The organism is Yoonia rosea (assembly GCF_900156505.1).
Taxonomy (GTDB): domain Bacteria; phylum Pseudomonadota; class Alphaproteobacteria; order Rhodobacterales; family Rhodobacteraceae; genus Yoonia; species Yoonia rosea.
Genome location: NZ_FTPR01000004.1, coordinates 134,671 through 147,395, shown reverse-complemented (window position 1 = coordinate 147,395; position 12,725 = coordinate 134,671). Strand labels below are relative to the sequence as shown.

Annotated in this window: 15 protein-coding genes; 3 read left to right on the top strand and 12 right to left on the bottom strand. The window is 57.8% G+C overall.

The annotated features are described in order from the left end of the window. Positions 1 to 10 precede the first annotated feature (10 nt). The gene (locus tag B0B09_RS16925; RefSeq protein ID WP_076661071.1) at positions 11 to 511 is read right to left on the bottom strand and encodes a GNAT family N-acetyltransferase; all 501 of its coding nucleotides are present in this window, start codon (positions 509 to 511) and stop codon (positions 11 to 13) included. Between the two features lie 67 nt (positions 512 to 578). Between B0B09_RS16925 and B0B09_RS16920 the strand changes: the two genes are divergently transcribed. From B0B09_RS16920 to B0B09_RS16910, 3 genes are all read left to right on the top strand, one after another. Next, positions 579 to 1,184, top strand: coding sequence for a flavin reductase family protein (locus B0B09_RS16920; RefSeq protein WP_076661070.1), 606 nt, complete (start codon positions 579 to 581; stop codon positions 1,182 to 1,184). 191 nt (positions 1,185 to 1,375) lie between these two features. Further along, the gene (locus B0B09_RS16915) at positions 1,376 to 2,242 is read left to right on the top strand and encodes an S-methyl-5'-thioadenosine phosphorylase (protein WP_076661069.1); all 867 of its coding nucleotides are present in this window, start codon (positions 1,376 to 1,378) and stop codon (positions 2,240 to 2,242) included. 9 nt (positions 2,243 to 2,251) lie between these two features. Beyond that, positions 2,252 to 2,782 carry an adenine phosphoribosyltransferase gene (locus B0B09_RS16910; RefSeq protein ID WP_076661068.1) on the top strand — a complete coding sequence of 177 codons (531 nt, stop codon included), beginning with the start codon at positions 2,252 to 2,254 and terminating at the stop codon, positions 2,780 to 2,782. A 21-nt stretch (positions 2,783 to 2,803) separates the two neighbouring features. Here the strand turns inward: B0B09_RS16910 and B0B09_RS16905 are convergent, their stop codons facing one another. The 11 genes from B0B09_RS16905 to coxB form a co-directional block, all read right to left on the bottom strand. Next, the gene (locus B0B09_RS16905) at positions 2,804 to 4,237 is read right to left on the bottom strand and encodes an FAD-binding oxidoreductase (RefSeq protein ID WP_076661067.1); all 1,434 of its coding nucleotides are present in this window, start codon (positions 4,235 to 4,237) and stop codon (positions 2,804 to 2,806) included. Positions 4,238 to 4,298: 61 nt separating this feature from the next. Beyond that, a complete protein-coding gene (locus B0B09_RS16900; RefSeq protein WP_076661066.1) occupies positions 4,299 to 5,063 on the bottom strand; it encodes an SDR family NAD(P)-dependent oxidoreductase in 765 nt (254 codons plus the stop codon). Positions 5,064 to 5,092: 29 nt separating this feature from the next. Continuing rightward, positions 5,093 to 5,677, bottom strand: a complete 585-nt coding sequence (locus B0B09_RS16895) for a GNAT family N-acetyltransferase (RefSeq protein ID WP_055296088.1) — start codon at positions 5,675 to 5,677, stop codon at positions 5,093 to 5,095. Further along, complete coding sequence (locus B0B09_RS16890) at positions 5,677 to 6,945, bottom strand: M16 family metallopeptidase (protein WP_076661065.1); 1,269 nt, start codon at positions 6,943 to 6,945, stop codon at positions 5,677 to 5,679. Before B0B09_RS16890 ends, B0B09_RS16895 begins: the two co-directional genes overlap by 1 nt. Beyond that, positions 6,942 to 8,327: a threonine synthase gene (thrC, locus tag B0B09_RS16885; RefSeq protein WP_076661064.1), complete on the bottom strand. Its 1,386-nt coding sequence runs from the start codon at positions 8,325 to 8,327 to the stop codon at positions 6,942 to 6,944. The genes B0B09_RS16890 and thrC overlap by 4 nt, the downstream gene beginning before the upstream one ends. A gap of 5 nt (positions 8,328 to 8,332) precedes the next feature. Then, complete coding sequence (locus tag B0B09_RS16880; protein ID WP_084190889.1) at positions 8,333 to 9,010, bottom strand: SURF1 family protein; 678 nt, start codon at positions 9,008 to 9,010, stop codon at positions 8,333 to 8,335. Positions 9,011 to 9,103: 93 nt separating this feature from the next. Further along, complete coding sequence (locus B0B09_RS16875) at positions 9,104 to 9,907, bottom strand: cytochrome c oxidase subunit 3 (RefSeq protein WP_055296092.1); 804 nt, start codon at positions 9,905 to 9,907, stop codon at positions 9,104 to 9,106. A gap of 26 nt (positions 9,908 to 9,933) precedes the next feature. Continuing rightward, entirely contained in the window at positions 9,934 to 10,548 is a 615-nt protein-coding gene (locus B0B09_RS16870; RefSeq protein WP_055296093.1) for a cytochrome c oxidase assembly protein, read from the bottom strand. After that, positions 10,545 to 10,748, bottom strand: a complete 204-nt coding sequence (locus B0B09_RS16865; RefSeq protein ID WP_055296094.1) for a cytochrome c oxidase system small membrane protein — start codon at positions 10,746 to 10,748, stop codon at positions 10,545 to 10,547. Before B0B09_RS16865 ends, B0B09_RS16870 begins: the two co-directional genes overlap by 4 nt. Continuing rightward, the gene (gene cyoE / locus B0B09_RS16860) at positions 10,745 to 11,680 is read right to left on the bottom strand and encodes a heme o synthase (RefSeq protein ID WP_055296095.1); all 936 of its coding nucleotides are present in this window, start codon (positions 11,678 to 11,680) and stop codon (positions 10,745 to 10,747) included. The genes B0B09_RS16865 and cyoE overlap by 4 nt, the downstream gene beginning before the upstream one ends. Before the next feature lie 92 nt (positions 11,681 to 11,772). Next, positions 11,773 to 12,597, bottom strand: coding sequence for a cytochrome c oxidase subunit II (coxB, locus tag B0B09_RS16855; protein WP_084190888.1), 825 nt, complete (start codon positions 12,595 to 12,597; stop codon positions 11,773 to 11,775). Positions 12,598 to 12,725: the final 128 nt, after the last annotated feature.

Here is a 12,725-nt window from a genome sequence, read left to right as displayed (position 1 = left end):
GAGGCCAATTTCAATCGCGCAGCGATGTGACCATGCCCGTCACGCTATCCCAAGCACCCTCAGAAAGAGCGATACCCAGCACACGATCAGGGTTCGTTGGCGGGGGCATGGTAACACCGTCGAGCCGTTCAAACCCGAAACGTTGATAGTAGGGCGCGTCACCCACAAGCATCAACCGCGACCATCCCAAGTCACGCGCATTCGCCAAACAGCGCTGCATGAGCACAGCGGCCACCCCCTCGCCCTGTCGCGTCGGGTGAACGGCGATTGGGCCAAGCAGGACCGCCTGTTGCCCCCCCACCAAAACAGGCCAGTTGCGCACCGCACCGGCCAGAATCCCGTTGGCATCCCGTGCTGTCAGACAAAGCGGACCAATCGGGTCAACACCTTCGCGCAAGCGATAAGACGACAATGCAGACCGTCCCGGCGCAAAGCAAAGATCATAAAGCGCCTCAACTTCCCACCAGTCATCCGCTGTTTCCTGGGCCAATGTGATTGCCGTTTGTTGCATTTGTCTTTCACCTGGCCACGCGCTACCCAGACGCTACCTGTTGGGCAACAAAACGAAAAGGCATTGCATGTTCTACGAACCTAAAAATGGCCACGACCTGCCGCATAATCCGTTCAACGCCATTGTATCACCACGCCCGATCGGGTGGATTGCAACGCGCGGTGCAGATGGCCAAGACAATCTTGCGCCTTATTCCTTCTTCAACGCCGTGGCCTATGTGCCGCCTCAGGTCATGTTTGCCTCAACCAGCAGCAAACCCGACCGCGATGGCACCAAAGATTCCGTAGCCAACATCCGCGACACAGGCGTCTTTGCGGTGAATGTCGTCGAATATGCCGCGCGCGATGTGATGAACCAGACATCCGGGTCTTGGGACCGTGAGACTGATGAGTTCGCCCTTGCAGGCATCGACAAGGGCGAATGCGAAACGATTAATTGCCCCCGCGTCCTGAACGCCCCTGCGACACTGGAATGCAAGCTGACCCAGATCATACAATTGCCGGGCGAGGCCAATTTCGCGGTCTTCGGCGAGGTCACAGGCGTGCATATCCGCGACAACTGCCTGGTCGATGGCAAGTTTGACGTGACCACCTTTCAGCCGCTCACACGGCTTGGATATCGTGACTATTCCGCGATCCGCGAGGTCTTTAGCCTGCAACGCCCCGGTGAATAGGGATAATCTGTTTCGTCCCGGCATGTGACGATCACAAAGATGCACGGCGCGTGGCTGTCACCAATGCGCGCGCTGTTGATATTACCGTACCCTGACCGATTATGCGGTATTGCAGCATTGGCAGGGCACACGGGCTTCCATTTCGGATTGATCCGCGACAATGTAGCGTCGCAACGACAGCAGGGCAGACCATGCAGACAAAAATCGGAATCATCGGTGGTTCGGGCATTTACAACATGGACGGGCTCGAAAATGCGACATGGGTCACCGCCCCAAGCGCATGGGGCACCCCTTCTGATGATGTGTTGACGGGGCGTTTGGACGGCGTAGACATGGTGTTCCTGCCGCGTCACGGGCGGGGGCATGTGCATTCGCCTACGACTGTGCCCTACCGCGCGAACATTGACGCGCTGAAACGGCTGGGTGTAACCGACATCATCAGCATCAGCGCCTGCGGGTCATTTCGTGAAGACATGGCGCCCGGTGATTTTGTGATTGTCGATCAATTCATTGACCGCACCTTTGCCCGCGAAAAATCCTTTTTCGGCACCGGCTGTATGGCACATGTTAGCGTGGCCCACCCGACCTGCGCGCGCCTGTCAGAGGCCTGCGCAACTGCCGGCCGCGCTGCGGGGATCACGATCCACACCGGCGGAACCTATCTCGCGATGGAAGGGCCACAATTCTCTTCTATGGCTGAAAGCAAACTCTACCGCGCATGGGGCTGCGACGTGATCGGCATGACCAATATGCCCGAAGCCAAACTCGCCCGCGAAGCCGAGATTTGTTATGCCTCCGTCGCGATGGTCACCGATTATGACAGCTGGCACCCCGATCATGGTGCAGTCGACGTCAGTGATGTGATCAAAACACTCCAAGGCAACGGAACCAAAGCCCAAGACCTGATCAGCCGCTTGCCCGCCCTGCTTGGCACAGACCGTACCCCTTGCCCCCACGGCTGTGACCGTGCGCTCGAATACGCGGTGATGACCGCGCCCGATAAACGTGATCCCGCACTGGTTGCGAAACTCGACGCCGTCGCTGGCCGTGTCCTTTAGGAAAAGAAAATGAAAACTGTCCAAGACTATATCCGCACCATCCCAGACTTCCCGCATGAAGGGATTATGTTCCGTGATGTGACGACGCTTTTTAGCGACGCCCGCGGCTTCCGCATCGCGATTGACCAGCTCTTGCACCCCTATGCAGGCCAACCTATCGACAAAGTTGTGGGACTAGAGGCGCGCGGATTCATTCTTGGCGGCGCAATCGCGCACCAACTGTCGGTTGGTTTCGTGCCGATCCGCAAAAAAGGCAAACTTCCCGGCAAGACAATCGAACAGGATTATACGCTCGAATACGGGCAGGCCACGATGGAAGTGCACGACGACGCCCTGCAAGCGGGTGAAAAAGTCCTGCTGGTCGACGACCTTCTTGCAACAGGCGGCACCGCAGAGGCAGGCATCAAACTGATTGAACGCATGGGGGCCGAAGTCATCGGCTGCGCCTTCATCATCGACCTACCCGATCTGGGCGGGCGCAAGAAACTGGAAAGCCTCGGCATGAACGTCCACGCGCTCTGCCAGTTTGAAGGCGAATAGCCCCCCGCTTTCCATGTCCCTTCAAACTTCCGCCGGAGGCGTCTGCCTTTGCCGTAAAACGGCCCCGGGGTTCATGATCCCCAGCGGGTCCAGCGCCTCTTTGATCGCACGCAGCATGTCGAGCTTCACCGGATCGCCATAAGTCTCGAGGTCTTTGACCTTGAGACGCCCGATCCCGTGTTCCGCGCTGACCGACCCTGCCATGGCATGCACCAGATCATGCACAACGCGCTTCACTTGCGGTCGCTCCGCCTCATAGTCGGCACGGCTCCGCCCCGGCATCGGGAAGACGTTGTAATGCAGGTTCCCATCGCCCAGATGACCAAAACAGTTGATCCGGAACGCGCCAACCTCTGCCAAAGCCTTCTCACCCTCGACAATAAATTGCGGGATCGCACTGAGCGGCAGTGAAATGTCATGTGAACTGACCGATCCAATCCGACGGTTCGCTTCAGGAATATTCTCGCGAATATACCAAAGCGCATCGCGTTGCGCATGGTTTTGCGCGATTACCCCGTCGGTCACCAACCCGGACTCGAACGCAGAGGCAAACAAATCCTCCAACGCCTTTTCAGGGCTGATACCCGCAGAGAGCCCCACGTCGATAAGCACACACCATTCCGGCACCTCAGCGAAAGGTTGCTTAACCCCCGGCCCGACCTCGGTCAGGAAATCGAAACCCTGACGGTGCATGATCTCAAAGGCGGATACACCCTCGCCGATCAAGGCGCCCGCCAGCGCCAAAAGCTCCAAAGCTGCCGCAGGCGAGGGCACCGCCATCATCGCCGCTCCCACACCAACTGGGCGCGGCGCGAGCTTGAGTGCGGCACCGGTAATGACCCCCAAGGTCCCCTCTGCGCCAATCATCAAGTTACGCAAATCATAGCCCGTATTGTCTTTGCGCAACCGCGTCAGCCCGTGCCAGATGCTGCCATCCGCACGCACGACCTCAAGCCCCAGACAGAGCGCGCGCGCATTGCCGTAGCGCAGCACATTCACGCCGCCCGCGTTAGTGCCCAGCAACCCGCCAATCCGCGCTGATCCTTCCGAGGCCAGTGACAGCGGGAACAAACGCCCCACGTCCTCGGCCGCTTTCTGGACATCGGCCAGAATCACACCTGCATCACAAACAAGAACGTTCTCGGAGGGGTAGACCTCGCGGATGCGGTTCATCCGCTCCAACGACAGCACCACCGGCCGCACACCTTCTTGCAAAAGCTGGCCGCCAACCAACCCGGTACCACCGCTATAGGGAACGATCCCGATACGGGCTGCGGCGCAGGCTTTGACAACGCTCGCGACCTCTTCGGTGCTGGCGGGCGCCACAACAACCCCCTGCCCTTCCCAGCGGCCACGCGGCTCGGAGAGGTAGGGTGTGGTGTCATTCTTGAACGCGGCCGCAGGCAGCAAGGCGCGCAGGCTGTCTTCAAAATCCGGTGTAACAGGGTTAAGCATCTTAATTTTTCCTTAGATCAGGCTATGACATGGACCGGATCGCGCGCGCGTCCAACCATGATTAATCCGCCGTCCAGCCGCCGTCGATCAGCATGTGGGTGCCGGTCATCATCGCCGCAGCGTCCGAAGCAAGATAGACCACAGGTCCCATGATATCACTGACCTCGCCTGCGCGGCCCAGTTTGATCTTGCTCAACAGCCACGCGACTTTGTCAGGGTCGGAAAACGTCACTTCGGTCAACGGCGTGCGGATAAACGTGGGGCAGATCGTATTCACACGGATCCCCTGCTTGCCCCACTCGATCGCCATCGCTTTGGTAAAACCCTCAACCGCGAATTTTGTGGCGCAATAAACCGCCCGATCATTGCCGCCCACATGCGCCATCTGGCTGGAAATGTTGATCAGACTGCCCGGCTTGCCAGCTGCGATCAGACCTTTCGCGACAGCTCGCGTCAGGAAATACGCTCCTTTGAAGTTGATGTTCGAGACGGCGTCGAAGTCGGCCTCCTCGGTCTCGACCGCAGGCGCGTGGATCGCGAATCCCGCCGCATTCACCAGCACATCGAAAGGCCCTTCAGCCAGCACCGTCGCCTCTGTCGCGGCAACCTCTGCGACATCCATAACCATCGGCAGCGCATTCAAACCGGCGGCTGTCATCTCGTCTACCACTTTGCCCACGCGCGCGCCGTTGCGTGCAGCCACTGCCACCTCGGCCCCCGCATCGGCCAGTGCGACGGCACAGCCCAACCCGATGCCGGAAGCCCCCCCAACAACCAAGGCCCGTTTGCCATCAAGCCGGAACGAAGGTGTTTGGGGAAGTGTCATAGCCATTCTGTCCTTATCAGGCGCGCGCCCTAGCCAACATCGGTCTTGCCGCGCCGGTCACTGCGCAGGTTGGCGTAGAGCACATGATTGCGCCAGCGTCCGTTTATCTGCAGATAGCTCTGCGCGACGCCTTCGTATTTATAGCCACACAGCTCCAGCAACCGGCGCGACGCTGTGTTCTCAGGCAGGCACCCTGCTTCGATCCGGCTCAGGTCCATCACCGTGAACGCATGATGCACAACCGCCTGTATGGCCTCGCGCATATATCCTTGGCGGGCAAAGGGTTCACCAATCCAATAGCCTGTGATGCCCGATTGTGCCGGACCCCGGCGGATATGATCCAGCGTGATCGCGCCAAGCAACCCGTTGTCTTCGCGCCGTACCAGAAACAGCGGCATCGCCGTGCCGTTCGCAATCGAACGCTGCGCCCAATAGACACGATTGGTGAAAGCTTTGCGCGACAAGTGGTCAGGTGCCCAGGTCGGCTCCCACGGCTTCAAGAAGGCTTCGCTGTCACGGCGCAGGGCCGCCCATGCCCGAAAATCACTATGTATCGGCGGGCGCAATGTCAGCCGCTCGGTTTCGATCCGGACCTTCTTCTTGGCCCCGAGCATTAAGCCGCCAGTCGCGCTTTCAGCGCCTCAAGCGACGGGGCCGCGGCAGCGGGGCCATAAAAAGCCAGCGCCGTACCCGCTTGTCCCGCCATCTGTCCTGCAAATTCTTTCACATCGCCTGTTGTGACATCGTCAATGTGCGCGACTGTTTCGCTGATACTCGGAATACGTCCCCAGATCGACAACAACCGTGCCAACCGTTCGGCACGGTTTGACGGGCTTTCCAGCCCCATCAAAAGCCCTGCTTTCATCTGCGCCCGCGCGCGCGCGACCTCAGCCGCACTCATATCATCTGCGGCGCGCTTCATCTCATCCATGGTGATGTTGGCTAGTTCCGCGATCTGTTCGGCGCTGGTGCCAGCATAGATCGTGGTCAGACCCGTGTCCTCATAGGCCCCCGCCTGCGCAAAGATCGTGTAGCACAGGCCGCGCTTTTCGCGCACCTCCTGGAACAGACGCGACGACATCCCACCACCCATGACGCTGGCATAGATTTGCGCGGTATAAATGGCAGGGTCCAGATAGGTTGGTCCTTCCAGCGCCAGTGCAAAATGCACCTGTTCGAGATCCTTGATCTCGCGTCGCTCACCGCCGCCAAAGGAGGCAGGCTGCATCAGTTCGGGTGCACGTGGCACGGCCGTCAAATGACCAAAAAGCGCCTCTGCCTGTGCAACAATCGCATCATGGTCAATCGCCCCGGCAGCGGACAGAATCATCTGGTTGGGGCCGTAATGCTCGGCGACGAAACCTTGCAGATCATCGCGGTAAAAGCTGCTGACACGTTCGGATGGCCCAAGGATCGTGCGGCCAAGGGCCTGATCAGGATAGGCCACCTCTTGCAACCAGTCGAAAATAATATCGTCGGGCGTATCAAGTGCCTGCCCGATCTCTTGCAGGATCACGCCGCGTTCAACCTCGATCTCGGCAGGATCAAAAACAGGGTTCAGCAAGATATCCGAAATCACATCCAGCCCGAGGGCAACGTCGTCTTCGAGGACGCGCGCATAATAAGCGGTCATTTCACGGCTGGTGTAGGCATTCATATAGCCGCCCACATCTTCGATGGCTTCGGCAATTTGCAGCGCGCTGCGCGTCTTGGTGCCCTTAAACGCCATATGTTCAAGGAAATGGGCAATTCCGTTCTGCTCAACCCGTTCGTGCCGTCCGCCAGCTTGGACCCAGATACCAATGCTGGCTGATTTCAGCCCCGGCATGTGTTCGGTCACAATTTGAAAGCCGTTGGACAGCGTGTGTAGTTGGATGGTCAATTCTGGATCCGTTCCTTGATGACCGCCTGAATGGCAGCCAGATCATTGCCGACGCGTGTGACGCGCTCGGGTCGGTCATACAGGTCCGCCATGCGCGGTGGAAGAGGCGCCGCAATGCCAGAGGCCGCTTTCACAGCATCAGGGAATTTCGCAGGGTGTGCCGTGGCGAGCGTGACCATGGGCGTGGTGCCCAGATGTGCCTCGGCCACATGCACACCGACGGCGGTATGCGGGCACAAAAGCTCACCATGGTTTGCCAGATAGGCCTTGATCGCAGCCTGTGTTTCTTCCTCAGAGGCGCGGCCGGATTTGAAGGTATCCTTCAACATCTGATACGCACCTTGGCTGATCTCGAAACCACCCTTTTTCAGATCTTCCATCTGGCTCGCAACAGCGGCACCATCACGCCCGTAGGCATCAAACAAAGCGCGCTCGAAGTTCGAGCTGACTTGAATATCCATCGAGGGGCTGATCGTCGGCTCCACGCCTTCTTTGGTATAGGCACCGGTTTGCAGCGTGCGGTGCAGGATATCGTTGCGGTTGGTTGCAACCACAAGGTCGGCAATTGGCAGGCCCATTTTCTTGGCAATGTAGCCTGCAAAAATGTCACCGAAGTTTCCTGTCGGTACTGTAAAGCTGACGGCGCGGTGCGGCGCGCCCAGTGACACAGCGGCAGTAAAGTAATAAACTACCTGCGCCAGAACACGGCCCCAGTTGATCGAGTTTACGCCGGCCAGCTTTACCTCTTCACGAAAGGCGAAATCGTTGAACATGTCTTTGACGGCCGCTTGGCAATCGTCGAAATCACCATCCACGGCCAGCGCATGCACGTTGCTTTCCGTTGGCGTTGTCATCTGGCGGCGCTGCACCTCGGACACGCGACCGTGGGGGTACATGATGAACACATCAACCGCCTTCAGCCCGCGAAACGCCTCAATCGCGGCAGAGCCCGTATCACCCGACGTCGCGCCCACGATTGTCACACGATCCCCCGACCGTGTCAGTGCAGCCTGAAACATCTGGCCGATCAGCTGCATCGCAAAGTCTTTGAACGCAAGCGTGGGTCCGTGAAACAGTTCCAGCAGGAAGTGGTTGCTATCGAGCTGCACCAACGGCGCGCGCGCGGCATGGCCGAAACCGGCATAGGCTTGGGCAATCAGTTTGCGGAATACAGCGTCGGTGAATGTATCACCAATAAAGGGGCGCATCACATCGAAGGCCACATCTTCATAGGATTTACCAGCCATGGCCGCGATCTGCGCATGACCGAGCGTCGGCACTTCTTGCGGCACGTAGAGCCCGCCATCGCGCGCCAAACCGGTCAACATCGCTTCTTCAAAGCTCAAAGAGGGTGCTGTCCCGCGGGTCGAGATATAGCGCATAAGTGTCAGGCGTCCTTTTGGCGTGTCGTCCGGGAAATCAGGAACAGGCTCATAGCGGCCCAGACTGCGGCCAGCAAGAACCATGTGACAGCATATGCGAAGTGGTCATTTTTGATGCTTGCCGTGTTCACAGGCAGCGGAGTCAGCCGCGGGTCGGCAGGTGAGGTCTGGCTGGCGACGACCATCAGCGGCTGGGTGTCCAGCACCTCGGACATGGTATCGACGTTCCGCGCGAACCAGATATTGCCAGCCAAATCCGGTTCAGGCGTGCTCTCGTTCTGATCATCTGGCCACAAGAGTGTTCCGACGATCCGCATTTGCACGCGCAGTGAGGCTGCGTCCTTGTTTTCCAACGGCAAAAGACCCTGATCCACAAGGATCGGGCCAATGTCGGTTTCAAACCGTGAAATGACACGGTATCCGGTCCCGGCCTCGGTGCCGGACACCAGGACGTGAAGCTCTTCTCCGGTCGGGCGACCGGTGACGGAAACACGCGAATACTCATCGCTTTGTTCGTTCACAAACCGCGTCAAAGGTACGGGCGCTGCGGTCAGGCGCCGATCGATTTCAGCGAGAATTTCTTCTTTCCATGCCAAACGCTCAACCTGCCAAAGGCCGAGACCGACCAAAACGCTACATCCGGCAACGCCAAGGATCAGAGGGAATAGTATCTTACGCAGCATCTCGCGCCCTTGATTGTAAAAACGCGCGAGATTGCACCCGCGCGCTTGTTAATTTTGCACTGTGGATCAAGATCCACATGACATATGCAGCCCTTAAATGCCCCAAATATACACGGCAAAGAACAAAAACAGCCAGACGACATCAACGAAGTGCCAGTACCATGCTGCGGCTTCGAACCCGACGTGCCGTTCAGGCGTAAAGTGCCCCGCACGTGCGCGCAGATAGCAAACAAACAGGAATATCGTACCGATGATCACGTGAAAGCCGTGGAAGCCCGTGGCCATGAAGAAGTTCGAGAAGAACTTGTCGCCGCCGAATGTCCAGTCCTGCTCGACCAGCAGATACCAGTATTCGTAGGCCTGAAGGCCGGTGAACAGAATGCCCAGAACAACCGCCAGCAACAGACCGTTTTGCAGGTCTTTGCGGTTGTTTTCATGGACCAGCGCATGGTGCGCCCATGTCACAGCCATGCCGGAACACAGTAGAACAAGGGTGTTGATCAATGGAAGGTGGAACGCGTCAACCTGGTAGAACTCGGGCGCGACATAGGTGGTGCCTGCGTATTCATTCATCGGGTAAAGCGTGTGCTTGAAGAAAGACCAGAACCACGCAGCGAAGAACATGACTTCGGACATGATAAACATGATGAAGCCGTAGCGCAGGCCGATCCGGACGACCGGTGTGTGATCGCCTGCGTTGCTTTCAGCAACGACCTCTGACCACCAAGCGAACATGACATAGAGAACAGCCGCAAGACCGATCAGGAACATATAAGGGCCCGATCCGTGCATCCAGATGACGGCACCAAACAGCATGATGAAAGCGCCCAATCCGGACATCAGCGGCCAGATTGATGGTGGCAAAATATGGTAGTCGTGGTTCTTTGCATGCGCCATGTGGTGCGTTCCCTATAGGCTGGTCTTTAGTTGTTTTGTATGGCGTCTTGTGACGCGGGTGTCAAAGCCTGCGGTGCAAGTGAGGCTTGGATTTCCTCTTCCGGCAGGTCGATTTCGTAGAAGGTATAGCTGAGCGTGATCGTATGCACGTACTGTCCTTCTCGGTCATCCACGATGGCAGGGTCCACAAAGAAGCTGACCGGCATCATCACGGTCTCGCCGGGCATCAGGACTTGCTCGGTGAAACAGAAGCATTCGATCTTGTCGAAAAACGCACCCGCCTCATAAGGGGTAACGTTGTAGGCCGCCTGCCCCGCAATCGGCACGTCAAGCGGGTTGTGCGCCTCGTAGAAGGCGAGCCCCGTTTCGCCGATACGGATCTCCATTTCGCGGACTTCAGGTTTGAAGGTCCACGGCATGTCTCGGGCAAGAGAGGCGTCAAAACGGACTTTGATGGTTTCATCGAGGATCACATCGCTGCCTGTTTCGGCGACATTGGTCGCGCCGCCAAACCCTGTGACCCTGCAAAACCAGTCATAAAAAGGCACTGATGCCCAAGCAAGGCCGCCCATGAGGATCACGACCGACACAGTCTGCGCCAGCGTCCTGTTTGTCCCTTGCAGGTTCGGAAACAGTTTCATTCGCCTGCCCCCTCTTCTGGGATCAGCTGTGGCCGGGCCACATGGTCAAAACGTTCGAACTGGTTTGCGTTGCCCAGCTCAAGCACTTTCACCACCGTGAGACCAAAGATCACGGCGATGAAACCCGCCAAGATAAGCCCGAGCCCGTAGTTCCGGCCTTTGCGCCGTTTGTGAAGTTCGTGTTCGACATGCAGTGTCATGACCAGCCTCCAATCCCGTAAAGCCGCAGTGCTGCTTCAACAAGGAGCGCTCCGAAATGCGCGAACAGATAGTAAAGAGAAACCTTGAAGACCTTGATTTCGACCTTGTGCTTGTCGGCTTCGCATGCCGCGTCATCACGCCGCCAGATATCAAAGGCCCCTTTGAGGAACCACGCATTCATCCAGACCGCAATCGCCAGATAAAATGGTCCACCGATCGACGTAAAACCAAGTCCGATCGCGACAGGGACCAGAAGTAGCGTGTAGACCAAAACATGCCGGCGCGTTGAATCCCGCCCATGGGTTTCGGTCAGCATCGGAATACCCGCGTTGCCGTAGTCCGACTTTACAAACAGGGCGAGTGCCCAGAAATGCGGTGGTGTCCACATGAAAATCAACGCGAACATCAGCACGCTTTCGATACCGATGCCACCGGTCGCAACGGCCCAGCCAATCATTGGCGGGAATGCACCTGCCGCACCACCAATCACGATGTTCTGCGGGGTCGCCCGCTTGAGCCACATCGAGTAGACGACAGCATAAAAGAAAATCGTGAAAAGCAGCAGGAACGCCGCGAGGAAGTTTGTCGCCAGCGCCAAAAGAACGACCGCAAACCCAGAGAGCGCAAGACCAATGCCCAGCGCCTCACCCGGTGCAACGCGCCCTGACGGGATCGGCCGCCCGGCGGTCCGGCGCATGCGCGCGTCGATATCGGCATCCCACCACATGTTCAGCGCGCCCGACGCCCCGGCGCCCACGGCGATACACAGGATTGCCACAAAGCCGATAAAGGGATGCACAGGCACGGGTGCGACAAGCAGCCCGACAAGCCCTGTGAACACAACGAGAGACATGACACGCGGCTTCAACAGGGCAAAATAATCGCCCATGCTCGCCTCATATGTGCTTTCAGATGCGCTAATGTCGCTCATGCCAAACCTTGTCATAGGGCGGTGGGTGAACACCCACCTTATGTTTTGGACCTGTCAAAGAATGCAAGGCGGGTCTGAACCCGCCCTCACACTTAGGATGTGCCGGTCACCTCAGCGAGCCAAGCGTCATATGTCTCTTGGCTGACGACCTTTACGGTAATCGGCATATAGGCGTGGTCTTTACCGCAAAGCTCGGAACACTGGCCGAAGAAGATCCCTTCACGCTCAGCAGCAAACCACAGTTCGGCCAGACGACCGGGCACCGCATCCTGCTTCACGCCAAACGCCGGGATCGTCCAGGAGTGGATCACGTCAGCCGCAGTTACCTGCATCACAACTGTTGCGCCGACAGGCACGACAACCGCAGTGTCAGTTGCCAAGAGATAATCCTCTTGCGCATAGCCGTATTCGTCCAGTTCTTCGCGGGCCAGCATGTAGCTCTCGAAGCCGAAGTCATGGTCGACGTATTCATAACCCCAGTACCACTGGTATCCGGTGACCTTGATGGTGATGTCAGCCTCGGGAATTTCCTGCTGTTTGAACAGCACCGGCAAAGAAAACGCACCAATAAACACCAGAATAACGACCGGCACCACGGTCCATGCCACTTCGAGCGGCGAGTTATGTGTGAACGTCGCGGGTTCCGGGTTCCGCTTGTGGTTATAACGGATCACAACCCACGCCAGCAGCGCGGTCACAAACAATGTAATGATCGTGATGATGACCAAGAGCATATTGTCCAGCCAATGCACATCGCGCGCAAGCTCTGTTGCAGCAGGCTGAAAACCCATGGCACCATCCACAGGGCGACCGATCACTTCAAGGTCTTGGTTGACCTGCTGTGCTGTTGCTGATGTTCCCGCCATCAGCAGACCGGCTGTGGTCCAAAGCGACGTCGCAAAGGTGTTCAAACGCATATCGTACCCTATCTTGTTTGCACCGCTTGCGGTGCGTCTCCCAGGCGATTCCATTCGAGGCTGCGAACGGAATCCCATTGTATTCGACCGACCGTGTCCCATATCCTAACGCACAACTCAAGAACTGC